This window comes from Pseudomonas sp. GW823-FHT02E01 (assembly GCF_058797535.1).
Window position 1 is genome coordinate 532707 of the sequence record NZ_JBXAJS010000002.1, and the last position, 26420, is coordinate 559126.

Annotated in this window: 25 protein-coding genes; 16 read left to right on the forward strand and 9 right to left on the reverse strand. The window is 62.4% G+C overall.

Translation table 11 applies throughout. The features are described from left to right. Window positions 1-19: 19 nt before the first annotated feature. Window positions 20-640, reverse strand: a complete 621-nt coding sequence (locus AC1RDQ_RS06275; RefSeq protein ID WP_057712918.1) for a C40 family peptidase — start codon at window positions 638-640, stop codon at window positions 20-22. A 251-nt stretch (window positions 641-891) separates the two neighbouring features. Here AC1RDQ_RS06275 and AC1RDQ_RS06280 point away from each other — a divergent pair, with 251 nt between their 5' ends. Next, window positions 892-1320, forward strand: coding sequence for an NINE protein (locus AC1RDQ_RS06280; RefSeq protein ID WP_090451942.1), 429 nt, complete (start codon window positions 892-894; stop codon window positions 1318-1320). A 114-nt stretch (window positions 1321-1434) separates the two neighbouring features. On the opposite strand, the gene AC1RDQ_RS06285 is transcribed toward AC1RDQ_RS06280, so the two are convergent. The 7 genes from AC1RDQ_RS06285 to gshB form a co-directional block, all read right to left on the reverse strand. Beyond that, entirely contained in the window at window positions 1435-2706 is a 1272-nt protein-coding gene (locus AC1RDQ_RS06285; RefSeq protein ID WP_150814824.1) for a dihydroorotase, read from the reverse strand. After that, window positions 2703-3722 carry an aspartate carbamoyltransferase catalytic subunit gene (locus AC1RDQ_RS06290; RefSeq protein ID WP_046039254.1) on the reverse strand — a complete coding sequence of 340 codons (1020 nt, stop codon included), beginning with the start codon at window positions 3720-3722 and terminating at the stop codon, window positions 2703-2705. Before AC1RDQ_RS06290 ends, AC1RDQ_RS06285 begins: the two co-directional genes overlap by 4 nt. A 27-nt stretch (window positions 3723-3749) precedes the next feature. Further along, window positions 3750-4253, reverse strand: a complete 504-nt coding sequence (pyrR, locus tag AC1RDQ_RS06295; RefSeq protein WP_057712921.1) for a bifunctional pyr operon transcriptional regulator/uracil phosphoribosyltransferase PyrR — start codon at window positions 4251-4253, stop codon at window positions 3750-3752. 79 nt (window positions 4254-4332) lie between these two features. After that, entirely contained in the window at window positions 4333-4770 is a 438-nt protein-coding gene (ruvX, locus tag AC1RDQ_RS06300) for a Holliday junction resolvase RuvX (protein WP_056726497.1), read from the reverse strand. Then, on the reverse strand, window positions 4770-5342 hold the full coding sequence (locus AC1RDQ_RS06305) for a YqgE/AlgH family protein (RefSeq protein WP_057712922.1): 573 nt from the start codon (window positions 5340-5342) through the stop codon (window positions 4770-4772). Before AC1RDQ_RS06305 ends, ruvX begins: the two co-directional genes overlap by 1 nt. Before the next feature lie 182 nt (window positions 5343-5524). Continuing rightward, a complete protein-coding gene (locus tag AC1RDQ_RS06310) occupies window positions 5525-6424 on the reverse strand; it encodes an energy transducer TonB (protein ID WP_057712923.1) in 900 nt (299 codons plus the stop codon). Between the two features lie 64 nt (window positions 6425-6488). Then, window positions 6489-7442, reverse strand: coding sequence for a glutathione synthase (gshB, locus tag AC1RDQ_RS06315; protein ID WP_150814825.1), 954 nt, complete (start codon window positions 7440-7442; stop codon window positions 6489-6491). A gap of 348 nt (window positions 7443-7790) precedes the next feature. Between gshB and pilG the strand changes: the two genes are divergently transcribed. The 15 genes from pilG (at window position 7791) to madM (ending at window position 25388) form a co-directional block, all read left to right on the forward strand. After that, window positions 7791-8195 (forward strand): twitching motility response regulator PilG, encoded by a 405-nt coding sequence (gene pilG, locus AC1RDQ_RS06320; RefSeq protein WP_090451937.1) that lies wholly within the window; start codon window positions 7791-7793, stop codon window positions 8193-8195. A gap of 57 nt (window positions 8196-8252) precedes the next feature. Next, complete coding sequence (gene pilH / locus AC1RDQ_RS06325) at window positions 8253-8618, forward strand: twitching motility response regulator PilH (protein ID WP_007897961.1); 366 nt, start codon at window positions 8253-8255, stop codon at window positions 8616-8618. A 10-nt stretch (window positions 8619-8628) separates the two neighbouring features. Then, entirely contained in the window at window positions 8629-9168 is a 540-nt protein-coding gene (locus AC1RDQ_RS06330; protein ID WP_057712926.1) for a chemotaxis protein CheW, read from the forward strand. Between the two features lie 156 nt (window positions 9169-9324). Further along, window positions 9325-11385 (forward strand): methyl-accepting chemotaxis protein, encoded by a 2061-nt coding sequence (locus AC1RDQ_RS06335; RefSeq protein ID WP_057712927.1) that lies wholly within the window; start codon window positions 9325-9327, stop codon window positions 11383-11385. A 37-nt stretch (window positions 11386-11422) separates the two neighbouring features. Then, the gene (locus AC1RDQ_RS06340) at window positions 11423-17443 is read left to right on the forward strand and encodes an Hpt domain-containing protein (RefSeq protein WP_492586734.1); all 6021 of its coding nucleotides are present in this window, start codon (window positions 11423-11425) and stop codon (window positions 17441-17443) included. Continuing rightward, window positions 17436-17897: a chemotaxis protein CheW gene (locus AC1RDQ_RS06345; protein WP_218494701.1), complete on the forward strand. Its 462-nt coding sequence runs from the start codon at window positions 17436-17438 to the stop codon at window positions 17895-17897. Before AC1RDQ_RS06340 ends, AC1RDQ_RS06345 begins: the two co-directional genes overlap by 8 nt. 232 nt (window positions 17898-18129) lie before the next feature. Continuing rightward, on the forward strand, window positions 18130-19800 hold the full coding sequence (gene mdcA, locus AC1RDQ_RS06350; RefSeq protein WP_008001151.1) for a malonate decarboxylase subunit alpha: 1671 nt from the start codon (window positions 18130-18132) through the stop codon (window positions 19798-19800). Next, complete coding sequence (locus AC1RDQ_RS06355; RefSeq protein ID WP_492586736.1) at window positions 19800-20675, forward strand: triphosphoribosyl-dephospho-CoA synthase; 876 nt, start codon at window positions 19800-19802, stop codon at window positions 20673-20675. Before mdcA ends, AC1RDQ_RS06355 begins: the two co-directional genes overlap by 1 nt. Continuing rightward, window positions 20675-20974: a malonate decarboxylase subunit delta gene (locus AC1RDQ_RS06360; protein ID WP_057712932.1), complete on the forward strand. Its 300-nt coding sequence runs from the start codon at window positions 20675-20677 to the stop codon at window positions 20972-20974. The genes AC1RDQ_RS06355 and AC1RDQ_RS06360 overlap by 1 nt, the downstream gene beginning before the upstream one ends. Then, window positions 20967-21818 (forward strand): biotin-independent malonate decarboxylase subunit beta, encoded by an 852-nt coding sequence (locus AC1RDQ_RS06365; protein ID WP_218494703.1) that lies wholly within the window; start codon window positions 20967-20969, stop codon window positions 21816-21818. The genes AC1RDQ_RS06360 and AC1RDQ_RS06365 overlap by 8 nt, the downstream gene beginning before the upstream one ends. Continuing rightward, window positions 21815-22618, forward strand: coding sequence for a biotin-independent malonate decarboxylase subunit gamma (gene mdcE / locus AC1RDQ_RS06370; RefSeq protein ID WP_429521780.1), 804 nt, complete (start codon window positions 21815-21817; stop codon window positions 22616-22618). The genes AC1RDQ_RS06365 and mdcE overlap by 4 nt, the downstream gene beginning before the upstream one ends. Then, window positions 22612-23232, forward strand: coding sequence for a malonate decarboxylase holo-ACP synthase (locus tag AC1RDQ_RS06375; RefSeq protein ID WP_492586738.1), 621 nt, complete (start codon window positions 22612-22614; stop codon window positions 23230-23232). The genes mdcE and AC1RDQ_RS06375 overlap by 7 nt, the downstream gene beginning before the upstream one ends. Then, window positions 23229-24140, forward strand: a complete 912-nt coding sequence (mdcH, locus tag AC1RDQ_RS06380) for a malonate decarboxylase subunit epsilon (protein WP_150815078.1) — start codon at window positions 23229-23231, stop codon at window positions 24138-24140. Before AC1RDQ_RS06375 ends, mdcH begins: the two co-directional genes overlap by 4 nt. A gap of 65 nt (window positions 24141-24205) precedes the next feature. Continuing rightward, window positions 24206-24622, forward strand: coding sequence for a malonate transporter subunit MadL (madL, locus tag AC1RDQ_RS06385; RefSeq protein WP_150815077.1), 417 nt, complete (start codon window positions 24206-24208; stop codon window positions 24620-24622). 1 nt (window position 24623) lies between these two features. After that, entirely contained in the window at window positions 24624-25388 is a 765-nt protein-coding gene (madM, locus tag AC1RDQ_RS06390; protein WP_085716398.1) for a malonate transporter subunit MadM, read from the forward strand. Between the two features lie 111 nt (window positions 25389-25499). Here madM and AC1RDQ_RS06395 read toward each other — a convergent pair whose 3' ends face one another. Beyond that, window positions 25500-26414, reverse strand: a complete 915-nt coding sequence (locus AC1RDQ_RS06395; protein WP_057712939.1) for a LysR family transcriptional regulator — start codon at window positions 26412-26414, stop codon at window positions 25500-25502. Window positions 26415-26420 lie beyond the last annotated feature (6 nt).

A 26420-nucleotide genomic window follows, 5' to 3' on the forward strand; every position in this document is an offset into this window, starting at 1 on the left:
CAGATTCAGGGCGATGAAATCAGCGCTGAACAACCCGCAACGCATTTTGTTCTTTCGGCAGAACCCGCTTGGCAACCACGTAGTGGTTTTCCCAGTACGGTTTCTTCAAAGTGTCGATGGAGACCGACTTGCCACGACGTGGCGCGTGGATGAAGCGGTCGTTACCCAGGTAAATGGCAACGTGATTGACCCGACGACTCTTGATGTTGAAGAAAATCAGGTCGCCCGGCTTCAGGTCGTTGCGATCGACTTTCTCCCCATGACCGCTGGCCATGGCGTTGGAGGTGCGTGGCAGGTCGAACGTGGCGTCGTTGAACGCGTATTTCACCAGGCCGCTGCAATCGAAGCCTTTGCTTGGGCTGCTGCCGCCCCAACGATAAGGGGTACCGAGGACGTTCACCGCGCGGCTAAGCACGTCGCTGCTTTCCTTGGTGCCCATCGGTGGAACCAGGCCGCTTTTGCTGCTGGCCAGGCTTGGAGCATATTTAGCGGATTTCTTGTCTTTGCTCGAAGGAGCAGAGGCATGGGATTTTGGGGTGTAACCATTAACGTTTGGAAGACGTTGCTCACGATTGGTGGCGTGGGCGGCCAGTGGCATCAAAAGGCAAATGGTTAGCCATGTCTTGAAAAATGAACGCATTAGGCAAGGCTCTTAATAGGTTAGCGCGCAACTTTATAACAGCTTTTTTGCCGCTTCCGAGGCCGTTGGTCGATTCAATCCGGGGGGCAATGGTGGCAAAAAAGCGGCAAAATGGTGCAATTGTCGGACAGGAGTCCGGTGTTACAAGGCTTTGACGGGAGTGAAGGTAGCACTTGCCATACGTCGGGTGCCTGTAAAAAAGTCACAAAGAATTAAAGAATATTTATCTATCGTGTGAATCGAGGTCATTCATGAACCCCTATCAACAGGCTGTCCAGCAGCAAGACACCCACAGCAAAGTGATCGGTTACCTGCTGTGGATTTTCGGTTTTACCGGGGCTCACCGCTTCTATTACGGCAAGCCGGTGACCGGGACGATCTGGTTCTTCACCTTCGGCTTGCTGGGGATCGGTTGGCTGATCGACCTTTTCCTGATCCCGTCCATGGACCGTGAAGCGGACCTGCGGTTCACCGCAGGCCCCGTCGAATACAACGTGGCGTGGATCCTGCTGACGTTTCTCGGGGTGTTCGGCGTGCACCGGATGTATCAGGGGAAATGGATCAGCGGGTTGCTGTACCTGCTGACGGGCGGGTTGTTCTTTCTCGGGGTGCTGTATGACTTCTGGACGTTGAATGACCAGGTTTCTGTGCGTAATGCTCAGAATAGAGGCGCCTTCTAAATCGCCTTCGCGAGCAAGCCCGCTCCCACATTTGATCTTTGGTGTTCACAAATACTGTGTTCATCGCAGAACCAATGTGGGAGCGGGCTTGCCCGCGATTGGAGCGAAGCGGTCTTAAGCCTGGTGGCTGATCCGTCCATCCACCAGGGTGTAACGCACCACACCCGGCAGGCTGTGGCCAATGAACGGGCAGTTTTCGCCCTTGGACAGCCATGTTTCACCGGCCACGGTCGAGGCCGCAGGGTCGAACAGCACGATGTCCGCCGCGCCACCTACCGCCAGTTTGCCTGCCGGCAGGCGCAGGGCCTCTGCAGGGCCGACGCTCAAGCGCTTGATCAGTGTCGGCAGGTCCAGCAAGCCGTCTTCGACCAGGGTCATTGCCAGTGGCAATAGCAGTTCAACGCTACTGATGCCCGGCTCGGTCGCACCGAACGGTGCCAGTTTGGCGTCACGCTCATGGGGTTGGTGATGACTGGAGATGGCCGAGATCACGCCCGACTTCACCGCTGCGCGCAGGCCGTCGCGGTCGGCGCGGGTGCGTAGCGGTGGCTGGACGTGATACAGGCTGCTGAAGTCGATCAGGGCTTCGTCGGTCAGGATCAGCTGGTACAGGGCGACATCCGCTGTCACCTTCAGGCCCCGGGCCTGGGCCTGGGCGATCAGCTCTACGCCGCGTGCGCTGGTGAGCTGGCTGAAGTGCGCGCGCACGCCGGTCTGTTCAACCAGCAGCAGATCCCGGGCCAGGGCGACGGTTTCAGCGCTTTCCGGGATGCCCGGCAGGCCAAGGAAGCTGGCGGTCGGGCCTTCGTGAGCCAGGCCGCCCTCGGCCAGGTCGTAATCCTGGGAGTTGAAAATCACCGTCAGGTCGAAAGTCGCTGCGTAGTCCAGCGCGCGGCACAGGGTGCGGGTGTTGCGGAAACTCTCCAGGCCGTTGCCGAAGGCCACGCAACCGGCATCGCGCAGTGCTACGAGCTCTGCCAGCTGTTCACCGTCCAGGCCTTTGCTCAGGGCGCCGATCGGGAAGACTTTGGTGTTGCCGGCCTCGCGGGCACGGTCGAGGATCAGTTCGGCCACCGCCGAGGTGTCCAGCACCGGTTTGGTCTTTGGCGGGCAGCACAGGCTGGTCACGCCGCCAGCCGCCGCCGCGCGGGTTTCGCTGACAATCGAGCCTTTGCGGCTGTAACCCGGCTCGCGCAGGGCAACGTTGAGGTCGACCAGGCCGGGAGCGGCCACCAGGCCTTTGGCGTCAATCGTGTCGACGGCGACAAAACCGGCTGGCGCCGCGCCAAGGGCGACGACTTTGCAGGCTTCAATGTGGATATCGGTCACTTGATCCAGGCCGCTGGCCGGATCGATCACGCGGGCGCCGAGAATGCTGAGCTTCACTGGGCTTTCTCCTGCTCGAATTGGCCTTGCTCGAATTGGCGTTGCGCAGTCTGCCCGCTCATGGCCATGGACAGTACCGCCATACGAATGGCGATCCCGTAGGTCACCTGGTTGAGGATCACCGAGTGCGGGCCGTCGGCCACCGCAGACTCGATTTCCACGCCACGGTTGATCGGCCCCGGGTGCATCACGATGGCATCGGGCTTGGCGCCGGCCAGGCGCGCGGTGGTCAGGCCGAACAGGCGGTAGAACTCGCCTTCGCTCGGCAACAGGCCGCCGGTCATGCGTTCACGCTGCAGACGCAACATGATCACCACGTCAACGTCCTTCAGGCCTTCGGTCATGTCGGTGTAGACCTTCACGCCGTATTGCTCGATGCCGATCGGCAGCAGGGTTTTCGGCGCAATCACGCGAATATCCGGGCAACCCAGGGTTTTCAGGGCCAGCATGTTCGAGCGCGCAACCCGCGAGTGCAGGATGTCGCCGACGATGGCCACCGAAAGGTTTTCGAACCCGCCCTTGTGCCGGCGGATGGTGAGCATGTCGAGCATGCCCTGGGTCGGGTGAGCGTGCCGGCCGTCACCGCCGTTGATGATCGCCACTTGTGGGCAAACATGTTCGGCGATGAAGTGCGCGGCACCCGAATCGCCGTGGCGCACGACGAACATGTCGGCAGCCATGGCTTCCAGGTTGCGCAAGGTGTCGAGCAGGGTTTCGCCCTTGCTTGCCGACGATGTCGACACGTTGAGGGTGATCACGTCCGCCGAGAGGCGCTGGGCCGCCAGTTCGAAGGTGGTACGGGTACGGGTGGAGTTCTCGAAGAACACGTTGCACACGGTCTTGCCGCGCAGCAGCGGGACTTTCTTCACGGCCCGGGCGCCGACTTCAAGGAAGGAGTCGGCAGTGTCGAGGATTTCCGTCAACAGTTCGCGGCGCAAACCGTCGAGCGAGAGGAAGTGGCGCAGCTGGCCCTGATCATTGAGCTGCAGCGGGCGCTTGGTTTCTAGAGGCGTCATCGCAAGGGGGACTCTCAATAGGGCGAATTAAAGGGCGAGGTCTTGCAGTTCGAGCGCGAGCTCGGGACCGGACAGCTTCACCCGTTCGTGGGCCGCCAGCGACAGGGTCGCGCCAACCACGTTCGGGCGGATCGGCAGTTCGCCGGCGTCCAGGTCCAGCAGGCACACCAGCGTTACGCTGGCCGGGCGGCCGTAGTCGAAAAGTTCGTTCATGGCGGCGCGGATGGTCCGGCCGCTCATCAGCACGTCGTCGATCAGCACCAGGTGCTGGCCTTCGATCTCGAACGGCAACGCCGAAGGGCGAACCTGCGGGTGCAGGCCGTTCTGGCTGAAATCGTCGCGGTAGAAGGACACGTCCAGGGTGCCGAGGGGGTCATTGCTGCCCAGCTCCTTGAGCAGAGCCTGGGCCACCCAGACGCCGCCGGTGCGGATGCCGATGAAACGCGGGTCGCTGATGCCTCGTTTGGCCAGATAGGCGTCAAGTCGGGTCGCCATCTGGCTGATCAGTTCGGCGGGATTGGGCAGGCTCATGGTTGCTCCTTCTTGGGCCCGAGCCAGCCTGTGCGGGAAGTGGCTCGGGTTGTAGCTAAGAGAGACGCACAGCGGCTCTTCAGGATTCAAACAGTGCGGTGTTTTCGTCGAGCCAGCCTTGCAGCAGCAGGGCGGCGGCAATGGCATCGACCGGATTGTCGCGGTAACTGCCTTTCTGGCCGCCACGAGCCAAGCGTTCGCCCTTGGCCTCGAAGGTGGTCAGACGTTCATCGTGGGTATAGAAGGGCAGGTTGAAGCGGCCGTTCAGGCGCCGTGCGAACTTTTCCGCGCGGGCGCACATGTCGCTGGGCGTACCGTCCATGTTCAACGGCAGGCCGACCACCACGGCATCGGGTTTCCACTCTTTGATGAGGGCTTCGACCTGGTTCCAGTCAGGAATGCCGTTCTGCGCCTTCAGGGTGCACAGCTCGCGGGCCTGGCCGGTGATCACCTGGCCGACCGCAACGCCGATCTGTTTGGTGCCGTAGTCAAAACCCAGAATCAGCTTCAGGGCCATCAGGCGTGCCCCGCCTGGCTGGTCAGCAGGCTGAGGTTGACGCCCAGGTGCTTGGCGGCCGCTTCCAGACGCAGTTCGCTGCTGGTGTTGAACAGGATGTCTGCGTCGAACGGGCAGTTCAGCCAGGCGTTCTGCGCCAGTTCGGCCTCCAGTTGCCCGGCTTCCCAACCGGCGTAGCCGAGGGCGATCAGGCTTTTTGCCGGGCCGACGCCGTCAGCGATGGCGAACAGCACGTCCTGGGAGGTCGACAGGGCCAACTCGTCTTCCAGATCAACGGTCGCCTGGAAGCTCTGACCCTTGGGGTGAAGGACGAAACCGCGATCGGTCTGCACCGGGCCACCGATGAAGATCGGTACATGCTGGCAGAGCGCTGGAGGTTCAATTTCCGGGCGCAATTGCTCAAGGATATCGGCCAGGTTCAGATCTTGCGGACGGTTGACCACCAGTCCCATGGCGCCATTGGCCGTGTGCTCGACGATGTAGGTCAAGGTGTGCGCAAAGTTCGGGTCGGCCATGTGCGGCATGGCGATCAGGAATTGATGCTTGAGGTAGCTGGGGCTGACGTTTTTCATGACCGCTAGTGTGGCGTTCGAGGGGCGAACTGACAAGCTGGGGATGCACAGGAATTAGCGCAATTCTGTAGGAGCGAGCTTGCTCGCGATGGTCGTCAAGGATAACGCTGCCAGGTTGACACCCCGCGGTGCTCTCAGGTTTATCGCGAGCAAGCTCGCTCCTACAGGTGGGGGGGGGGTGGTCAGTTACTGGAGAGGCGATCGCCGCGCGCAAACTTCCAGGTGCGGATGATCTCCAGCCGGTCAATATCCGACAAATCCCCGGTAAACGGTGCAAACGGTGCCGCCAGCCGGACGATCCGTTGCGCCGCCTGGTCCAGCAGCGGCTGGCCTGAAGACTCCAGCACCAGCACTTCATACAGCGAGCCATCACGGTTGATCGACACCATCAGGCGCAAGTTGCCATAGATCTGTTTGCGCCGCGCTTCGTCGGGGTAGTTGAGGTTGCCGATGCGCTCGACTTTCTTGCGCCATTCGTCCTTGTACCAGGCGCCCTTGTCGCGCATGGTCGAGGCCGCGCTCAAGCGGTGAATGCGCGGGCGCTTGGCGTACAGCTGTTGTTCGGCGGCCAGTTCCGCTTCCAGGCTGGCGATGTCGCTGGACAGTTGCTCGCTGTCGAAGGTCGGCGCCTGGACCTGGGTTTTTACCTCGGTCTTGGGCTCCTCGGTCTTGGCGGGGGCTTTTTTCGGCTTCGGCGCCACGGTGGTCACGGCAGCCTTGGGCGGGGCTTCCTGCACTTCAGGCTTGGCAGCCGGCGGTGGCGTGACTTTTTGTACCTTGTTGTCCTGGAACGGCGCGACCTCGGTGGTCTTGGGAATCGCCTTTTTATCCAGGGTGCCGCTACCTTGCTGATTCTCCTGGGCCAGGAAATCGGCTTTCTCGGGCTTTTTTTCGCTTTTGAAGGTGGCGAGGGTGATTTCCAGGGTTTTGCTGATTTGCTTGGGCTCGACCACTGCAAACCCGACACCCAACAGCAAGGCCAAGTGGATCAGCGCTGCCAGAAACAGGGTAAAACCGAGGCGATCGACCGGGCGCACGCCACGGTGGGCGAGTTCGGCAGGCAGATCGGACGGGAGTGTCATGACAAGGAAACCAACATCGCGTTTTCACAGGCCGCGCATGATAACGCAATGTTGGTTTGGCTAATCAACGTGCCTTGAGCTTCTGATCGATGGCATCCATCAGCATGCCGCCGATGTCGGTGCCAAACGCGTTATCAATCTCGCGAATGCAGGTCGGGCTGGTGACGTTGATCTCGGTCAGGTGCTCGCCGATCACGTCCAGGCCAACGAACAGCAGGCCTTTTTCACGTAGGGTCGGGCCGACTTGCGCGGCGATCCAGCGGTCCTTGTCGGTCAGCGGGCGGGCTTCGCCACGCCCCCCGGCAGCGAGGTTGCCACGGGTTTCGCCTTGGGCCGGAATCCGCGCCAGGCAATAATCCACAGGCTCGCCATCGATCATCAGGATGCGCTTGTCGCCATCCTTGATCGCCGGCAGGTAGGCCTGGCCCATGATCTGCTGGGCGCCGAGGGCGGTCAGGGTTTCGAGGATAACCGACAGGTTCGGATCGCCCGCGCGGTGACGGAAAATCGACGTGCCGCCCATGCCGTCCAGCGGCTTGAGGATCACATCGCCGTGTTTGGCGGCGAACTCACGCAACACGTCGGCGCGGCGGCTGACCACGGTCGGCGGTGTGCACTGCGGGAACAGCGTGGCGAACAGCTTCTCGTTGCAGTCGCGCAGGCTTTGCGGCTTGTTGACCACCAGCACGCCGGCGCGCTCGGCCTGCTCCAGCAAATAGGTGGAGTAGACGAACTCTAGGTCGAACGGCGGATCCTTGCGCATCAGGATCACGTCCAGATCGCTCAGCAGCGCGTCGCTTTCGGCCCCCAGTTCGAACCATTTTTCCGGGTTGGCAAAAACCTGCAGCGGGCGCATCCGGGCCCGGGCCTGGCCTTCGCCCTGATACAGGTCGCGCTGTTCCATGTAGAACAGCTCCCAGCCACGCTTTTGCGCGGCCAGCAGCATGGCCAGCGAGCTATCCTTTTTATAGGAAATGCTGGCAATAGGGTCCATGACAATCCCGACGCGAACGCTCATGGGTGTTTCCTCGAAATTTGGGGGGCTATGTCGATCTCTGTAGGAGCGAGCTCGCTCGCGATGAACCCGAGAACAACACGCTTATCCAGCCAGCACGCGTTATCGTTGACGGCCATCGCGAGCGAGCTCGCTCCTACAAAAGATCAGCGTATAAAAGTGGCGTCAGAGTGGCGCTGAGTGTGTTCCCGGTCAAGGAAAAACCACCTTGCGGGTCGGCCGATAGATTGGTGTTGGAGACTGTGCTAAAAAGGCTGCCATGTCGTGCCGGCCCTTGAGCACCAAGGGTTTCGAGCCGCGTTAACCGGCAAACGGACAATTTGTTTCGCAAAGGCGACGGTAGAGCATTTTATGGAACAGCACCCCAGCGCCTTGAAGGTCATGGTGATCGACGATTCGAAGACGATCCGTCGCACCGCCGAAACGCTGCTCAAGAACGTGGGTTGTGAGGTCATCACGGCCATCGACGGTTTTGATGCCCTGGCCAAGATTGTCGACAACCATCCCGGCATCATCTTTGTCGACATCATGATGCCGCGCCTGGATGGTTATCAGACCTGCGCCCTGATCAAGAACAACAGCGCGTTCAAGTCCACGCCAGTGATTATGCTGTCGTCCAAGGACGGGCTGTTCGACAAGGCCAAGGGGCGCATCGTCGGCTCCGACCAGTTTTTGACCAAGCCTTTCAGCAAGGAAGAATTGCTTGATGCGATCCAGGCCCATGTTCCTGGCTTCGCCGCCGTTTTGCCGCAGTAGGACACGCACAGTGACGCTCGGCCATCGGGCCAGGCGTCGACAAGAATGGGGAAGACCATGGCACGTATTCTGATCGTCGATGATTCGCCGACCGAAATGTACAAACTGACCGGCATGCTGGAAAAGCACGGTCATGAAGTGTTGAAAGCCGAAAACGGTGCCGACGGCGTGGCCCTGGCCCGCCAGGAAAAGCCCGATGCGGTGCTGATGGACATCGTCATGCCTGGCCTCAATGGCTTCCAGGCCACCCGCCAGTTGACCAAGGACCCGGAAACCGGGCACATCCCGGTGATCATCATCACCACCAAGGATCAGGAAACCGACAAAGTCTGGGGCACGCGCCAGGGCGCCAAGGACTACCTGACCAAGCCGGTCGATGAAGACACCCTGATCAAGACCCTGAACAACGTGCTGGCCGGTTGATCGTCAGACCATGAACGAGTCGCTGACGGCTTTCGAACTGCTGCTGCAGATCGACCAGCGCTGTCGTTTGCTGGCGGCGGACTTGCCGTCCCAGCCGGCCCGGCGGGACAGTTGGAGCGGCATCGGTTTTCGCCTGGGCGAGCACTGGTATGTCGCGCCCATGAGCGAAGTCAGCGAAGTCTTGCACGAGCCGCGCTGCACTCAGCTACCAGGGGTCAAACCCTGGGTCAAGGGTGTCGCCAACCTGCGTGGACGTTTGCTGCCGGTCATGGACTTGTGCGGCTTCTTCGGGCACGAGCTTTCGGCGGTGCGTCGACAGCGGCGGGTGTTGGTGGTGGAACATGAAGAGGTGTTTGCCGGGTTGCTGGTCGATGAGGTCTTCGGCCTCCAGCACTTTGCCCGGGACAGCCTGGAGCCGGTGCCGGCAGACGAATTGAAGGGGCCGGTGGCGACGTTCGTCAAAGGCCGGTTTCAGCGTGAGCAGTGCTGGCAGGTGTTCAGCCCGTTTGCGTTGACGCAGTCCCAGGGGTTCATGAGCGTCGCGGTGTAGTTGGAGCAACAGAGAACCTTGTGGGAGCGAGCTTGCTCGCGATGACGGACTTGCAGCCAGCATTAATGTCGACTGACACACCGCTATCGCGAGCAAGCTCGCTCCCACAGGTTCCTCGGTAAGTCTTGGAAGGTGTGGGTTAACAGGCGAGGACCGATGATAAAAGCAAAAGCAGGCAAGCCAATGGAAGGGTCGCGCAGCCGGTCGCAGATTATCGTGCTGTTCATCGCGCTGATTGTCTTCATCATGCTGCTGTTCGCCAACTTCGCGTACCTCAACACCCAGGCTATCTACGACAAACAGTACATCGGCCACGCCGGCGAACTGCGTGTGCTGTCCCAGCGTATCGCCAAGAACGCCACCGAAGCCGCCGCCGGCAAGGCTGCCGCGTTCAAGTTGCTCAGCGATGCGCGCAACGATTTTGCCCGGCGCTGGGGCTTCCTGAAGAAGGGTGACCCGGCCACGGGCCTGCCGCCGGCCCCCGCCACCGTGCGTCCGGAGATGCGCGCGGTGCAACAGGACTGGGAGCGGCTGCTGAAGAACACCGATGCGATTCTCTCCAGCGAGCAAACCGTACTGTCGCTGCATCAGGTCGCCGCGACCCTGGCCGAAACCGTGCCGCAATTGCAGGTCGAGTACGAGAAAGTCGTCGAGACTCTCCTGCAGCGGGGCGCCCCGGCGGCCCAGGTGGCCATGGCTCAGCGCCAATCGCTGCTGGCCGAGCGGATCCTCGGCGCAGTCAACACGGTGTTGGCCGGCGACGAAAATTCACAACAGGCCGCCGATGCGTTCGGGCGTGACGCAACGCAGTTCGGCAAGGTGCTCAACGGCATGCTCCAGGGCGACCCGGCGCTCAAGGTCAGCCAGGTCGAAGACCGCGACGCCCGTGCGCGACTCGCGGAAATCTCCGAGCTGTTCGAGTTCGTCTCGGGCTCGGTGGACGAGATCCTCGAAACCTCGCCGGAGCTGTTCAAGGTCCGCGAATCGGCCTCGAACATTTTCAGTCTGTCGCAAACCCTGCTCGACGAAGCCTCACACCTGGCCAGCGGTTTTGAAAACATGGTCGGCGGGCGAACCACCGACACCATTGGCGGCTATGTGCTGGGCCTGTTGGCGCTGGCTTCAATCATCCTGATCGGTTTGGTGATGGTGCGCGAAACCAATCGTCAGTTGCGCGAGACCGCGGAGAAAAACGAGCGTAACCAGAACGCGATCATGCGCTTGCTCGACGAGATCGAAGACCTGGCCGACGGCGACCTCACAGTGACGGCCTCGGTAACCGAAGACTTTACCGGCACCATCGCCGACTCGATCAATTACTCCGTCGACCAGTTGCGCGATCTGGTCGCAACCATCAACCTCACCGCCGGCCAGGTGGCCGCCGCCGTGCAGGAAACCCAGGCCACTGCCATGCACCTGGCCCAGGCGTCGGAGCACCAGGCCCAGCAGATTTCCGAAGCGTCGATGGCGATCAACGACATGGCCGAGTCCATCGACCAGGTGTCGGCCAACGCGGCGGAATCTTCGGCGGTTGCCGAACGCTCGGTGGAAATCGCCAACAAGGGCAACGAGGTGGTGCACAACACCATCCACGGCATGGACAACATTCGCGAGCAGATTCAGGACACCGCCAAACGCATCAAGCGCCTTGGCGAGTCTTCTCAGGAAATCGGCGACATTGTCAGCCTGATCGATGACATTGCCGATCAGACCAATATCCTGGCCCTCAACGCGGCCATCCAGGCGTCCATGGCCGGTGACGCCGGTCGCGGTTTCGCCGTGGTCGCCGATGAAGTGCAGCGCCTGGCCGAGCGCTCGTCCGCCGCCACCCGGCAGATCGAAACCCTGGTGCGGGCGATCCAGACCGATACCAACGAAGCGGTCATCTCCATGGAACAAACGACGACCGAAGTGGTGCGTGGCGCCCGTCTGGCGCAGGATGCCGGTGTGGCCCTGGAAGAAATCGAAGGCGTCTCCAAGACTCTTGCGGCGTTGATCCAGAGTATTTCCAATGCGGCGCAACAGCAGACGTCGTCGGCCGGTCAGATTTCCCTGACAATGAACGTGATCCAGCAGATCACCTCGCAGACATCGTCGGGTTCCACCGCTACGGCCGACAGCATCGGCAACCTGGCGAAAATGGCCAGTCAGTTGCGTCGTTCGGTGTCCGGTTTCACCTTGCCGGATGCCAAGGCGCAGGTTGTGGACAAAGCTTGAACCGCCCATGGGTATCTGAATTGTGATTGGAGTGGTTATGGGTGATCGGCACGACTATGTGGCCCTCGAGTGGGTCAAGGGCGAGATTGCCGAAACGCTGAAACAGGCTCATCACGCGATTGAAAACCTGCTCGATGACCCGCAGGCGACGCAAGCGCTGGATGCAAGCCTTTCGTGCATCCATCAGGTTCACGGCAGTTTGCAGATGGTCGAGTTCTACGGTGCGGCGTTGCTCGCCGAAGAAATGGAACAGCTGGCCATGGCCTTGCAGGGCAACCGTGTCAGCCATCGCGACGAGGCGTTGCACCTGTTGATGCAGGCCCTGGGGCAGTTGCCGATCTACCTGGACCGGGTGCAAGGCGCGCGCCGCGACTTGCCACTGGTGGTGTTGCCACTGATCAACGACCTGCGCAGCGCCCGCGGCGAAAGCCTGCTGTCGGAAACCAGCCTGTTCAGCCCGCAATTGCCCGAGTTGCCAGCGTTGGACGCACAAGCGCTGGCGCAGCTGGAACCGGCCGAATTGCCCGGTGTGCTGCGAAAGCTGCGGCAGATGCTGCAAATGGCGCTGGTCGGATTTTTGCGTGAACAGGACAACGACACCAACCTCGATTACCTGGCCAAGGTATTCACCCGCCTCGAAGCACTGTGCGACAACGCCCCCCTGAGCCCGTTATGGCAGGTGGCATCGGCGCTGGTCGAAGGCATGCAGGGCGGTGCGATCGCCAATAGCCCGGCCTTGCGCAGCCTGTTCAAGGATGCCGACAAGGAACTCAAGCGCCTGCTCGAACAAGGCATGCCCGGTATCAACCAGCCGGCCCCGCCGGAGCTGCTCAAGAGTTTGCTCTTCTATATTGCCAAGGCCGAACATCCCACCGGGCAGATGCTGACCATGAAAGAACGCTACTCACTGGACGACGCGCTGCCCGACAGCGTGATGGTCGATGAAGAACGCGCGCGCCTGGCCGGTCCCGACCGCGACGCCATGCGCTCGGTGCTGGCTGCGCTGTGCGAAGAGCTGGTGCGGGTCAAGGAGCGCCTGGACCTGTTCGTGCGCAGTGACCGCCAGCACACTTCCGACCTCGACAGCCTGCTGGCGCCGCTGCGGCAAATCGCCGACACCCTGGCGGTCCTGGGCTTCGGCCAGCCGCGCAAGGTGATCATCGATCAATTGGCGGTGGTGCTCAGCCTCGCTCAGGGCCAGCGCGAACCCAACGATGCGATCCTCATGGACGTTGCAGGGGCCTTGTTGTACGTCGAAGCGACGCTGGCCGGCATGGTCGGTACCGTGGAGCCGGAGAGCCAGGACGACAACCGCCTGCCCACCACCGACCTGACGCAGATCCATCAGATCGTGATCAAGGAGGCCCGCATCTGTTTGCAGCAGGCCAAGGACATGATTGTCGACTACATCGACGCCGATTGGGACCGCCAGCACTTGCAGGCGTTGCCGGCCTTGCTCACCCAGGTGCGCGGGGCGCTGGCGATGATTCCGTTGAGCCGGGCGGCGAGCCTGGTCGAAACCTGCAACCACTTTATTCGTGAGCACCTGTTGCTCGAGCCGGGTCAACCGGGCTGGCAGGAACTGGACAGCCTGGCCGACGTGATCACCAGCATCGAGTACTATCTCGAACGCCTCGGTGATGACCCGCAAGCGCAGGGCGAAAACCTGCTCGATGTCGCGGAAAAAAGCCTGGCGAACCTCGGTTTTTTCCCCAGTGAGCAGCATGTGCCAGTGCTTGATGATGTGCTCAACCCGACCCAGGCGCAGGTCATGCAGATGATGCAGGAGCTGGAGAATCCACAGGTCGTCCAGACCTTGGCCGATGTGCTCGCCAGTCCGGTTTCGACTCTGAATCCGCCCGCGCTGAACACCCCGGGCAGCCTGCTGCCGCCACCCGCAGGCGAAGAGCCGGTGGACGAAGAACTGCGCGAAGTGTTCCTCGAAGAAACCGACGAAGTCCTGGAAATCCTGCGCGATTACTTGCCGCGCTGGTCCGCCAACCCAGACAACCGCTCGGCCCTGAGTGAGTTGCGCCGCGCCTTCCATACCCTCAAGGGCAGTGGCCGCATGGTGCGCGCCCTGGTGCTGGGCGAGCTGGCCTGGGCCGTGGAAAACCTGCTCAATCGCGTACTGGAGAACAGTGTGGAGCCGGGTGCTACGGTGCAGCAACTGATCGGCGATGTGCTGCATCTGCTGCCGGAGCTGGTGGCTGAATACGCCGCCAATGCCCAGCGTCAGCGCAACGATGTCGATCAGTTGGCCGCCCGCGCCCATGCCCTGGCCAAGGGCGATGAACCGGTGTCCGATGAGGATACGCAAGATGTCGCGGCCCTCGACCCGCTGTTGCTGGAGATCTTTCGCAAAGAGGCCGAAACCCACTTGGGCAGCCTCAATCGCTTCCTTGATCAGGCCGCCGAGCATGTGCCGTTGCAGGCCAGCGACGAATTGCAGCGCGCCTTGCACACCCTCAAGGGCAGCGCCTCCATGGCCGGCGTGTTGCCGATTGCCGAACTGGCCGCACCGCTGGATCAACTGGCCCGGGAATACAAGGCGCACCTGATCGCACTGGATCTGGATGAAGTCGAATTGTTACTGGAGGCAGAAGGACTGTTTCGCCTCGGCTTGCGCCAGCTCAAGCGCGATCCGCTGGCGGAAATTCCCGGTGCCCGGGGTTTGACCGAGCGCGCCAGGGCGCAGCTGGCCGAGCGCCTGGAAAACCTCCTGAGCACACCGAACACCGGGCTGCGAATCAAGCGCGACCCGCAACTGATCAACAACTTCCTCGCCCAGGGCATGGACATCCTGCTGGACGCCGAAAGCCTGTTGCAGCGTTGGCAGCAACACCCCGGCGAACGTCAGGAACTCAGCGCGCTGCTGGACGAATTGACCACCCTCGGCGAAGGCGCCCATCTGGCCGACCTGCACCCGGTGGACGAGTTGTGCGAAGCGTTGCTCGACCTGTACGGTGCCGTGGAAGAAAGCAGCCTGGCGGTCAGCGAGCGGTTTTTCCATGAAGCACAGGGTGCCCACGAAGCACTGATCAACATGCTCGACGAACTGGCCGCCGGGCAGGAAGTCAGCCCGCAGCCGCTACGGATCAGGGCCTTGCGCGAGCTGCTCGACGAGAGCCTTGACCCGTCGGCAATGGGCTTGATCCGCAGCGATGGCAGCCGAAGCCTGAGCATCCGCGAACTGGGTTCTGCCACCGAGGAACTTGAGCGCACGCTACCTCCTGCCCCTGTAGGAGCGAGCTCGCTCGCGATGGACTCAAATGCACCGCGCTTATCCAATGACAACGCGTCATCGTTAACGCCCATCGCGAGCGAACTCGCTCCTACAGGAGAGGGGTGCGAGCTGGACGAGGAAATCGTTGCGATCTTCCTTGAAGAAGCGGTGGATATCCTCGAAAGCGCCGGTCAGGCCTTGCAGCGCTGGTTGCGCGACTCGGACAACGCCGCGCCGCTGTCGTCCCTGCAACGGGATTTGCACACCCTCACAGGCGGTGCACGCATGGCCGGGGTCGGGCCGGTCGGCGATCTGGCCCATGAGCTGGAAAGCCTTTACCAGGGTCTGGTGGACCGTCGTTATGCCTTCAGCGATTCACTGGCGGTGCTGCTCAAACAGAGCCATGAGCGACTGGCGTTGTACCTTGAACAGTTGCAACTCAGTCAGCCGCTGGACGATTCCCGTGAGCTGATCGAAGCCATTCGTGCCTACCGTCAAGGGCATGCGGGTATCGCCGAGGGGGCCCGGCAGACGACCGGCAGCGACACGGCTGCGCACGATACTGAATTGCTGGAGATCTTCCTCGAGGAAGGTTTCGACATTATCGAAAGCTCCGGGGCGGCGCTTGAGCGCTGGCAGGCCCAGCCTTCGAGTCGTCAGGAAGTGGAAACCCTGCTGCGCGACCTGCACACCCTCAAGGGCGGTGCGCGCATGGTGGAAATCGCCGCGATTGGTGATCTGGCCCATGAACTGGAGTTCCTCTACGAAGGCCTGTCCACCGGCGTGCTGCAACCGACGGAGCCGTTGTTCGCGCTGTTGCAGCGCAGCCATGACCGCCTGGCGCAGATGCTCGATGCGGCCCGCGCCGGTGAGCCGATGCCGCCGGCCGATCGCTTGATCGATGCGATCAAGAACTTCAGCCATCCGGCCGTGCCCGAAACGCCCGCGTCGGTTGCGCCGTCGGCCACGCCCAAGCCCGAGCCGCTGGCGCCGCCGTCCGATGCCGGCGCGGACATGGTCAAGGTCTCGGCGGAGCTGCTCGACGATCTGGTCAACCTGGCCGGTGAAACATCGATCTTCCGTGGCCGAATCGAACAACAGGTCAACGATGCGCACATCGCCCTGAATGAGATGGAGACCACTATCGAGCGAATGCGCGACCAGTTGCGCCGCCTCGATACCGAAACCCAGGGGCGGATCCTCAGCCGCCAGCAAGTCGAGGCCGAACGCCTGGGCTACGAGGAATTCGACCCGCTGGAAATGGACCGCCACTCACAGTTGCAGCAACTGTCCCGGGCATTGTTCGAGTCGGCTTCTGACTTGCTCGACCTCAAGGAAACCCTCGAGCGACGCAATCAGGACACGGAAAACCTCCTGCAACAGCAGGGCCGCATCAACACCGAACTGCAGGAAGGCCTGATGCGCACGCGCATGGTGCCGTTCGAACGCATGCTCCCGCGTTTGCAGCGCATCGTCCGGCAGGTGTCCAGCGAACTGGGCAAGGACGTGGACTTCATCGTCGACAACGCCGAAGGCGAGATGGATCGCAACGTTCTCGAACGCATGGCCGCGCCGCTGGAACACATGCTGCGCAACGCCGTCGACCATGGCCTGGAGTCCGTTGAAGTGCGGTTGGCGGCGGGGAAGCCGGCCAAGGGAAAAATCACCCTCGATCTGCTGCGCGAAGGCGGCGACATCATTTTCGACATCCGCGACGACGGCGCCGGTGTACCGCTGGACGCGGTGCGGCGCAAGGCGATCAAGCGCGGCCTGCTCGCCCCGGACAGCATCATCAGTGATCACGACGTGTTGCAGTTCATCCTGCAACCGGGGTTTTCCACCGCCGAAAAAATCACCCAGATCTCCGGGCGCGGCGTCGGCATGGACGTGGTGCACGAAGAGGTGCGACAACTGGGCGGCACCATGAGCATCGACTCGGTGCCCGGGCAGGGCGTGCATTTCCGCATTCGCCTGCCGTTTACCGTATCGGTCAACCGGGCGTTGATGGTGCAGTGCGGTGAGGACCAATACGCGATCCCGCTCAATACCATCGACGGCATCGTTCGCGTTCTGCCCAATGAACTCGAAGGGTATTTCCGCTTCGATTCGCCAACCTACGAATACGCCGGCCAACATTACGAGCTGTGCTATCTGGGTGAGCTGCTGAAAACCAGCCCGCGCCCGAAGCTGTTGGGCCAGAGCCTGCCATTGCCGGTGTTGCTGGTGCAGTGCAACGAACGGCACATCGCGGTGCTGGTGGATGCCATGGCCGGCACTCGCGAAATCGTGGTCAAGAGCCTGGGGCCGCAATTTGCGGCGGTGCAAGGGGTGTCCGGGGCGACGATTCTCGGGGACGGCCGGGTGGTGCTGATTCTGGATTTGCTGGCGCCGATCCGCGCCATGCAGGCCCGTGTGCCCCAGCGTCCGGCGGGGCAAGAGGTCGAGGCCGAACCGCATCGGCCGCTGCTGGTGATGGTGGTCGACGACTCGGTCACCGTGCGCAAGGTCACCAGCCGCTTGCTCGAACGCCACGGCATGAGCGTGCTGACCGCCAAGGACGGAGTCGATGCCATGCTGCTGCTGGAAGAGCACATGCCCGACCTGATGCTGCTGGACATCGAGATGCCGCGCATGGATGGCTTCGAAGTCGCGACCCAGGTGCGCAACGACGAACGCCTGCAACACCTGCCGATCATCATGATCACCTCCCGCACCGGACAGAAACACCGCGATCGCGCCATGGCCATTGGCGTCAACGACTACCTTGGCAAGCCGTACCAGGAATCGGTGCTGCTCGAAAGCATCGCCTTGTGGAGCAAGACCCATGCTTGAGCACCGCACCAGCAACCTCACCGGCCTGTTGCTGCCGTTGGCCGACCGCAACCTGATCCTGCCCAACGTCGCCGTTGCCGAGCTGATCGATTACCAGCAGCCGGGGACGTTCGACCTCGACACGCCGCCGTGGTACCTGGGCTTGGTGACGTGGCGCGACCGGCAGATTCCGCTGCTGAGTTTCGAGTCGGCATGCGCGCAGAAAATCGTCATCGGCGAACGCGCGCGGATCGTCATTCTCAACGCCCTGGGCGGGCGCCCCGAGCTGAAATTCATCGCCCTGCTGGTGCAGGGGATTCCGCGCTCCTGCAAGCTCGATAGCCAGTTGAGTTATGTGGATGTGCCGTTGTGTCCGCTGGAGCAGGCAGCGGTGCAGGTGGGCGAGCAAGTGGCCAAGGTGCCGAACTTGTTGGCACTGGAGGCGTTGTTGGTGGATGCCGGATTGACCATCTGATCGCGGTCTTGCGTTGACTGCACCGGCCTCTTCGCGGGCAAGCCCGCTCCCACAGGGTTTTGTGTTCACCACAGATCAACTGTGGGAGCGGGCTTGCCCGCGAAGAGGCCCGCATGAACGACGCAGATCTCGATCATTAACCTGAGCGTAACGATCCACCACTCTGCTTGATTGATACCCCCAACCAACACTCCTAAGGTGACCCCCACGACAGCGAACCCGTGGAGTGGTCATGACAACAACAATATCCCCCGACTCGCGATGGACGCGGCGGCGCAGCGAAAAGCAGCGGCGCCTCGAGCTGGTGCGAGGTCTTGCCGACGGTGTGGTGTTGCCCACCGACAACATCGTCGCGGCGCTTGAAGCGCTGATTCTGCCCGGCGACCGCGTGGTGCTCGAAGGCAACAACCAGAAGCAGGCGGATTTCCTTTCGCGCTCCCTGGCCAAGGCCGACCCCGCGAAGCTGCATGACCTGCACATGATCATGCCCAGCGTCGGACGCTCCGAGCACCTGGATCTGTTCGAACGGGGTATCGCCCGCAAACTCGACTTCTCTTTCGCCGGCACCCAGAGCCTGCGCATCAGCCAGTTGCTTGAAGACGGCCTGCTGGAAGTCGGCGCGATCCACACCTACATCGAACTTTACGCACGGCTGGTGGTGGACCTTATTCCCAACGTCGTGTTGTCGGCCGGGTTCATGGCCGACCGCGCCGGCAACATCTACACCGGGCCGAGCACCGAAGACACCCCGGCGCTGATCGAGCCGGCGGCCTTCAGCGACGGCATCGTCATCGTCCAGGTCAACCAGTTGGTGGACGACGTCAGCGACCTGCCGCGCGTCGACATCCCTGCGTCCTGGGTCGACTTCGTAGTGGTGGCCGACAAGCCGTTCTATATCGAACCGCTGTTCACCCGCGACCCTCGGCACATCAAGCCTGTGCACGTGCTGATGGCGATGATGGCGATTCGCGGGATCTACGAAAAACACAACGTGCAGTCGCTCAACCACGGCATCGGTTTCAACACCGCTGCCATCGAATTGATTCTGCCGACCTACGGCGAATCCCTCGGCCTCAAAGGCAAGATCTGCCGCAACTGGACGCTCAACCCGCACCCGACGCTGATCCCGGCGATTGAAAGTGGTTGGGTCGAAAGCGTGCATTGCTTTGGCACCGAACTGGGGATGGAGAACTACATTGCGGCGCGGCCGGATGTGTTCTTTACCGGCCGCGACGGCTCCCTGCGTTCCAACCGGATGTTCAGCCAATTGGCCGGGCAATACGCTGTGGACCTGTTCATCGGCGCGACTTTGCAAGTTGATGGCGACGGCCATTCGTCCACCGTGACTCGCGGGCGCCTGGCCGGTTTCGGCGGAGCGCCGAACATGGGCCACGACCCGCGAGGTCGTCGCCATGGCACGCCGGCCTGGCTCGACATGCGCAATACCGATGTGGCCGAGCCGATGCTCGAACGCGGCAAAAAGCTCGTGGTGCAGATGGTCGAGACCTTCCAGGAGGGCGGAAAACCGACCTTCGTCGAAACCCTCGATGCGGTGGATGTGGCGAAGAAAAGCGGCATGCCACTGGCGCCGATCATGGTCTACGGCGACGACGTCACCCACTTGTTGACCGAAGAAGGCATCGCCTACCTGTACAAGGCGCGCTCACTGGAAGAACGCCAGGCGATGATCGCCGCCGTCGCCGGGGTGACCGCCATCGGCCTGCGCCACAACCCCAAAGACACCGCGCGCATGCGCCGCGAAGGCCTGATCGCCTTGCCCGAAGACCTCGGCATCCGCCGCACCGACGCCACCCGCGAACTGCTCGCGGCGAAAAGCGTGGCCGATCTGGTGGAGTGGTCCGGTGGCCTCTACAACCCGCCCGCCAAGTTCAGGAGCTGGTAATGCACGCACTTAACCTGCAACCAAAAAGCCTGAGCCTGGCCGAACGGCTGGCGGACCTGGCAGTGGATGCGCTGATCGACGAGGCTGATCTGTCGCCGAAACCGGCACTGGTCGACCGTCGCGGCAATGGCGCCCACACCGATTTGCACCTGGGGCTGATGCACGCCTCGGCGCTGTCCTTGTGGCCGGCCTTTAAAGAAATGGCGGAAGTCGCCATCGAGTTCGGCGAGATCGGCTTGCCCCTGCGCGAAGCCGTGGGCCGCATCGGTCGCGAAGGTGAGCAAGCCATGCTCGACACCACCGGCGGCGTGAACACCCATCGCGGGGCGATCTGGGCCTTGGGCTTGCTGATCACTGCCGCTGCACTGGAACCTCAATCCTGCAACGCCAATAGCGTGGCATTACGGGCGGCGCGGCTGGCCCTGCTCGACGACCGTTTTGCGTCACGTCCGCTCAGTCACGGTGCGCAAGTCGCCCAACGCTACGGCGCTCGCGGCGCCCGTGAAGAAGCGCAACTGGGTTTTCCGGCGGTGACCCAACGTGCACTGCCACAACTGCTGCTCAGCCGCGCCGCCGGTCATGGCGAGCAGAACGCCCGGCTCGACGCGCTGTTGGCGATCATGACGAGTCTGGCCGACACCTGCGTACTTTACCGCGCCGGTGAAGAAGGCCTGAACACCATGCAACTGGGCGCCCGGGCGGTGCTCGATGCGGGCGGCAGCGCCAGCCTCGGCGGACGTCGCCGCCTGCATGAGCTGGACCAACAACTCATCGCGTTGAATGCCTCGCCCGGTGGCGCTGCCGACCTGCTCGCAGCCTGCCTGTTCATCGACCGTATCGCGTCTGGCGACGGCCTTATCCAGGGAGTGTTTTGATGGAAACCTTATCCTTTGAATTCCCCGCCGGGCAGCCGCCACGCGGTCGCACCCTGGTGGGTTGTGTCGGCTCTGGCGATCTGGAAGTGCTGATCGAACCGGGTCAGGCCGGCAAGTTGACGATCAATGTGCAGACCTCGGTCAACGGCAGCGAACAACGCTGGCGGCATCTGTTTGCACGGATGTTCGACGGCCAGACGCCCCCGGCCATGGATATCGATATCCACGATTTCGGCGCGACACCCGGTGTGGTGCGCCTGCGTCTGGAGCAAGGCTTCGAGGAGATCGGCCATGACTGACAGCGCATCTTTGCTCAACAAGCACAGCTTCGTCGAACTCGGTGCCCGGCAACGGGCCAAGACCCTGCTCGATGCCGGCACCTTCCGCGAACTGCTCGACCCCTTTCAACGGATCATGTCGCCGTGGCTGTCGCGCCAGGGCGTGGTGCCGCAAGCCGACGACGGCGTGGTGATCGCCAAGGGCAACCTCGATGGTTTGCCGGTGGTGATCGCGGCCATCGAAGGCGCGTTCCAGGGCGGCAGCCTCGGTGAAGTCGGCGGAGCAAAAATTGCCGGCGCGCTGGAACTGGCCGCCGAAGACAACCGCAACGGTATCCCGACCCGCGCCGTGCTGCTGCTGGAAACCGGCGGCGTGCGCTTGCAGGAAGCCAACCTCGGCCTGGCGGCAATTGCCGACATCCACGCGGCGATTGTCGATTTGCAGCAGTACCAACCCGTGGTCGGTGTGGTGGCGGGCAGCGTCGGTTGCTTTGGCGGCATGTCGATTGCCGCCGGGTTGTGCAGCTATCTGTTGGTGACCCAGGAAGCGCGGCTCGGCCTGAACGGCCCGCAGGTGATCGAACAGGAAGCCGGACTCGAGGAGTACGACTCCCGCGACCGGCCCTTCATCTGGAGCCTGACCGGTGGCGAGCAACGCTTCGCCAGTGGTCTGGTGGATCGCTATGTTGCCGACGACGTGGCGCAGATCCGCCAGCAGGTGGGTGAGTTACTCCAGCAAGGATTGCCAGCGCAACCGCGTAGCCAACAGGCCGGGTTGTTCCTGCAACGGTTGGCGCGTCTGGATGCCGAACCGCAAATCGAGCCGTCCGTGGTTCGCGATCTGTACCAAGGAGAACGCCCATGAGTTCGTATTCCCTGCGAGGCTTGAACTGGTTCAACGCCTTGAGCGCCGGAGCGAAAGCGGTCGAGGGTTTGCCGGCTTCGCTGAAGGTCGCGGACGCCGTGCTGGGCGATCAGCCTGTGCGTTTCCTCGCGGTGGTGGCCGACCCGGAAAACCGCTTCGTCCGTGCACGTAACGGCGAAGTGGGTTTGCTCGAAGGCTGGGGCCTGGCCAAGGCCGTGGATGAAGTCATTGCCGCCGATCAAAACAAGGCACGCAAGCGCGCTCTGATCGCCATCGTCGACGTGCCGAGCCAGGCTTACGGTCGACGGGAGGAAGCCCTCGGCATTCATCAGGCGCTGGCCGCTGCGGCGGGCAGTTATGCCCGTGCCCGTCTGGCCGGTCATGCGGTGATCGGTTTGCTGGTGGGCAAGGCGATGTCGGGCGCGTTTCTGGCCCACGGCTATCAGGCCAATCGCTTGATCGCCCTGCGCGATCCGGGAGTGATGGTGCACGCCATGGGCAAGGCGTCGGCCGCGCGGGTGACCTTGCGCAGCGTCGAAGAGCTCGAAGCCTTGGCTGCCAGCGTGCCGCCGATGGCCTATGACATCGACAGCTATGCCAGCCTCGGGTTGCTGTGGGAAACCTTGGCGGTGGAGAAGATCGAGCAGCCGACGGCGGCGGATCTGGCGCGGGTGACCGAGTGCCTGCATCAGGCGATTGACGATGTGGCCACCGCTGGCCGTGATCTGAGCGGTCGGCTGGGTGCGGCCAATCGGGCGGCGTCGAGCAAGGTTCGTCAATTGCTGAGAGCGCAGTGGTGAGCACGCTACTGGCTCACGACCTGCTGTGGGGCATGACCCCGCAGCAGTTGCCTACGGATGCGCCTGCGTGGGTGATCGAGTCGATCAGTGCCGGCCAGCCGGTGGTGGTCCGTCGTGCCTTGAGCGCGGCAGGGCAGGTGGCCGTGGGCGTGCGTGGGCTGTTGCGCGAACAGCGATTTGCCGCGGTGATGGACGTCGCCGCCATCACGCGGCGGGTGCAGCCGGAAGAGCTCTGCCATGTTCAAGGCCGGTGCGATTTCCCGGCACTGCGTGCCTTGGCGCAACTGCGCTCGCACCTCGATGGCAGTGGCTGGGTCTGGGGTGTCAGCGGCAGCGCCGGGTTCGAGTTGGCCAGCGGGTTTGCCGCTTTGCACGAGGGCAGCGACCTCGACCTGATCCTGCGTACGCCACGTCCGTTGAGTCGTGTCGACGCCCAGGCGTTGGTGGCCGTTCTTGATACAGCCGTGTGCCGCGTGGACCTGCAACTGCAGGCGCCGTCGGGTGCCGTTGCCTTGCGCGAATGGGCCGGTGCTTCGTCGCGAGTCCTGCTGAAAAATGCCATTCAAGCCACCCTGGTGACTGATCCGTGGAATCCACAGGAGCAAGCAGCATGAGCAGCTTGCTGGTGTTCCCCGGCCAGGGTGCACAACAACCCGGAATGCTGGCGCGTTTACCTCGGGAAACGTTGAACGAGGCGAGCGACCTGCTCGGTGAAGATGTGACGCAGCTGGATTCTGCCGAGGCGTTGCAGTCGACGAGGGCGGTTCAGCTTTGCCTGCTGATCGCCGGCGTCGCTGCTTCACGCCAGTTAGGCATGGCCCCGGACTACGTGGCCGGCTTGTCGATCGGCGCTTACCCGGCAGCGGTGGTGGCTGGCGCCTTGGGTTTCAGCGATGCGCTGCATCTGGTCAGCCTGCGCGGTGAGCTGATGCAGCAGGCTTATCCACAGGGCTACGGCATGACCGCGATCATCGGTCTGGACCTGGCCACGGTGGAAGGATTACTGGCCCGGGTGCATAGCGCAGAAATGCCGGTTTATCTGGCCAATATCAACGCCGATAACCAGGTGGTGATTGCCGGTAGCGACGCGGCGATGAAAGCGGTGGCCGGGTTGGCGAAAGGTTGCGGAGCGGGCTTGGCCAAGCGTCTGGCAGTGAGCGTGCCGTCCCACTGCCCATTGCTTGAGGCGCCCGCGCAACGGTTGGCCGAAGCCTTCGCCAAGGTGCCGCTGCACACCCCGAAGATGGGCTACCTGAGCGGCAGTCGCGCGCGTCCGCTGATCAAGCCTGAAGCCTTGCGTGACGACCTGGCCTTCAACATGTGCCGCATCGTCGATTGGCGCGGCACGGTACAAAGCGCCTACGAGCGCGGCGTACGTCTACAGATCGAACTGCCGCCCGGTGCGGTGCTGACCGGACTGGCGCGCCGGGTGTTCGAGCAGGGCACCGTGATTGCCTTCGACGGTGCACGGCTCGACACCTTGCAGGCGCTGATGCGTGAGGAGGGAAGCCGCCACCCTTAGATCATCTGACTTAAGGCTTCGCACAACAAAAACAACATTCGAAATGCACTTTGAGGACTACAGCAATGATTATTTACGGTGTGGCGCTGTTGGCGATCTGTACGCTGGCAGGGGTGATCATGGGGGACATGCTCGGGGTGTTGCTGGGTGTGAAGTCAAACGTCGGCGGTGTCGGGATCGCGATGATCCTGCTGATTTGCGCACGGTTGTGGATGCACAAGCGTGGCGGCATGACCAAGGATTGCGAGATGGGCGTCGGCTTCTGGGGCGCGATGTACATCCCGGTGGTGGTGGCGATGGCGGCACAACAAAACGTGGTCACGGCGCTGCATGGTGGTCCGGTGGCGGTGTTGGCAGCGATCGGTTCGGTGGTGATCTGCGGCTGCACCATTGCCCTGATCAGCCGGACCCATAGAGGCGAACCCTTGCCCGATGAACCGGCGGATGTAACGGCGGTTGGCGCACCGGCAGGAGGTCGCTGATATGTGGGATCTCATCAAGAACGGTCTTGAACACAACGGTCTGGTCACTGCATTCGCTTTCGTCGGCGTGATCATGTGGGTGTCAGTGGTGATCTCCAAACGCCTGACCTTCGGGCGTATCCACGGCTCGGCGATTGCCATCGTCATCGGCCTGGTACTGGCCTGGGTCGGCGGCACGATGACCGGCGGGCAAAAAGGCCTGGCGGACCTGACCCTGTTTTCCGGCATCGGGCTGATGGGCGGCGCCATGCTGCGGGACTTCGCTATCGTCGCCACGGCATTCGAGGTGCAGGCCACTGAAGCGAAAAAAGCCGGCTTGATCGGCGTGATCGCGCTGCTGTTGGGCACGGTGCTCCCGTTTATTGTCGGCGCGTGCATGGCCTGGGCATTCGGTTACCGCGATGCGGTGAGCATGACCACCATCGGCGCCGGTGCGGTGACCTACATTGTCGGGCCGGTGACCGGCGCGGCCATTGGCGCCAGTTCCGATGTGGTGGCGCTGTCGATTGCCACCGGGCTGATCAAGGCGATTCTGGTGATGGTCGGCACGCCGATGGCAGCGCGCTGGATGGGCCTGGACAATCCGCGCTCGGCGATGGTGTTCGGTGGGCTGGCCGGGACGGTCAGTGGCGTGACTGCCGGTTTGGCGGCGACGGATCGGCGCCTGGTGCCTTATGGCGCGCTGACCGCGACCTTCCACACCGGGCTTGGGTGCTTGCTGGGGCCTTCGTTGTTGTACTTCATTGTTCGCGGGATTGTCGGGTAGTCCGCTGCATCGTCATTGAATGTTCAGACGTCATCGCGAGCAAGCTCGCTCCCACAGGGAATCGCATTCCTATGTGGGAGCGAGCTTGCTCGCGATGGGGGCGATAAGGTCTCAAGCCTGCCGATTGGCATACATCCGACACTCCGCCAGCAACGCCAGCAGATTCGGATCACGCTCCTTGGCTTTCAGGAACACCACGCCAATGTGCTGCTGCAACCGGTACTTTTCCTGTAACGGGATCAGCTTCACCCGGTTCTCGTACACCGCCGCAATCCGCCCCGGCAGCAACGCATAACCCACGCCCGAACTGACCATGCTCAGGAGGGTGAAGATGTCGTTGACCTGCATCGCCACCTTCGGTTCGAACCCTGCCTGCTCGAATACCCGCTTGCCGTCCTGATGGGTGGCGAAGCCCTGGGTCAGGGTGATGAAGGTTTCGTCGCGGACCTCGGCCAGGTCGACTTCGGTTCGCTGGGCAAACTTCGAGTCGGCGGGGGTGGCGAGGAAGATGTCGTCGGAAAACAGCGGGATCTGCTCGCAGTCCGGGTCGTTGACACTGTCGTCCAGCGACACCAGGGCCGCATCGACTTCCATGTTCTTGAGCTTGTAGAGCAGGTCGATGTTGGAGCCCAGAATCAGATCGATGTTGAGCTCGCTGCGGCGGATCTTCAAACCCATGATCAGTTGCGGCACGGTCTTGACCGTCAGTGAATACAGCGAGCCCAGCTTGAAACGTTCGGCGGAGAACCCGGCGGCTTCGCGGGTCAGGCGCACGCTTTCGACGACATCCTGAATCAGCTTCTGCGCCCGCTCTTCCAGCACATAAGCGCTTTCCAGCGGCGTCAGGCTGCGGCCCTCGTGCTTGAACAGGGGGCAGCGCAGGGCGCTTTCCAGGGAATGGATCGCCCGATGCACGCTGACGTTACTGGTCTGCAACTCGGCAGCGGCCCGCGCCAGGTTGCCGGTGCGCATGAAAGCCAGGAACACCTCGAGTTTTTTCAGGGTCAACTCTTCATCGATCAGCATGGGGCG

Excerpts from the sequence above, each read along its gene's own strand:
- AC1RDQ_RS06275 (WP_057712918.1), bottom strand. The coding sequence starts at position 640 with ATGCGTTCATTTTTCAAGACATGGCTAACCATTTGCCTTTTGATGCCA.
- AC1RDQ_RS06280 (WP_090451942.1), top strand. The coding sequence starts at position 892 with ATGAACCCCTATCAACAGGCTGTCCAGCAGCAAGACACCCACAGCAAA.
- AC1RDQ_RS06290 (WP_046039254.1), bottom strand. The coding sequence starts at position 3,722 with ATGACGCCTCTAGAAACCAAGCGCCCGCTGCAGCTCAATGATCAGGGC.
- pyrR (WP_057712921.1), bottom strand. The coding sequence starts at position 4,253 with ATGAGCCTGCCCAATCCCGCCGAACTGATCAGCCAGATGGCGACCCGA.
- ruvX (WP_056726497.1), bottom strand. The coding sequence starts at position 4,770 with ATGGCCCTGAAGCTGATTCTGGGTTTTGACTACGGCACCAAACAGATC.
- AC1RDQ_RS06305 (WP_057712922.1), bottom strand. The coding sequence starts at position 5,342 with ATGAAAAACGTCAGCCCCAGCTACCTCAAGCATCAATTCCTGATCGCC.
- AC1RDQ_RS06310 (WP_057712923.1), bottom strand. The coding sequence starts at position 6,424 with ATGACACTCCCGTCCGATCTGCCTGCCGAACTCGCCCACCGTGGCGTG.
- gshB (WP_150814825.1), bottom strand. The coding sequence starts at position 7,442 with ATGAGCGTTCGCGTCGGGATTGTCATGGACCCTATTGCCAGCATTTCC.
- pilG (WP_090451937.1), top strand. The coding sequence starts at position 7,791 with ATGGAACAGCACCCCAGCGCCTTGAAGGTCATGGTGATCGACGATTCG.
- pilH (WP_007897961.1), top strand. The coding sequence starts at position 8,253 with ATGGCACGTATTCTGATCGTCGATGATTCGCCGACCGAAATGTACAAA.
- AC1RDQ_RS06330 (WP_057712926.1), top strand. The coding sequence starts at position 8,629 with ATGAACGAGTCGCTGACGGCTTTCGAACTGCTGCTGCAGATCGACCAG.
- AC1RDQ_RS06335 (WP_057712927.1), top strand. The coding sequence starts at position 9,325 with ATGATAAAAGCAAAAGCAGGCAAGCCAATGGAAGGGTCGCGCAGCCGG.
- AC1RDQ_RS06340 (WP_492586734.1), top strand. The coding sequence starts at position 11,423 with ATGGGTGATCGGCACGACTATGTGGCCCTCGAGTGGGTCAAGGGCGAG.
- AC1RDQ_RS06345 (WP_218494701.1), top strand. The coding sequence starts at position 17,436 with ATGCTTGAGCACCGCACCAGCAACCTCACCGGCCTGTTGCTGCCGTTG.
- mdcA (WP_008001151.1), top strand. The coding sequence starts at position 18,130 with ATGACAACAACAATATCCCCCGACTCGCGATGGACGCGGCGGCGCAGC.
- AC1RDQ_RS06355 (WP_492586736.1), top strand. The coding sequence starts at position 19,800 with ATGCACGCACTTAACCTGCAACCAAAAAGCCTGAGCCTGGCCGAACGG.
- AC1RDQ_RS06360 (WP_057712932.1), top strand. The coding sequence starts at position 20,675 with ATGGAAACCTTATCCTTTGAATTCCCCGCCGGGCAGCCGCCACGCGGT.
- AC1RDQ_RS06365 (WP_218494703.1), top strand. The coding sequence starts at position 20,967 with ATGACTGACAGCGCATCTTTGCTCAACAAGCACAGCTTCGTCGAACTC.
- mdcE (WP_429521780.1), top strand. The coding sequence starts at position 21,815 with ATGAGTTCGTATTCCCTGCGAGGCTTGAACTGGTTCAACGCCTTGAGC.
- mdcH (WP_150815078.1), top strand. The coding sequence starts at position 23,229 with ATGAGCAGCTTGCTGGTGTTCCCCGGCCAGGGTGCACAACAACCCGGA.
- madL (WP_150815077.1), top strand. The coding sequence starts at position 24,206 with ATGATTATTTACGGTGTGGCGCTGTTGGCGATCTGTACGCTGGCAGGG.
- madM (WP_085716398.1), top strand. The coding sequence starts at position 24,624 with ATGTGGGATCTCATCAAGAACGGTCTTGAACACAACGGTCTGGTCACT.
- AC1RDQ_RS06395 (WP_057712939.1), bottom strand. The coding sequence starts at position 26,414 with ATGCTGATCGATGAAGAGTTGACCCTGAAAAAACTCGAGGTGTTCCTG.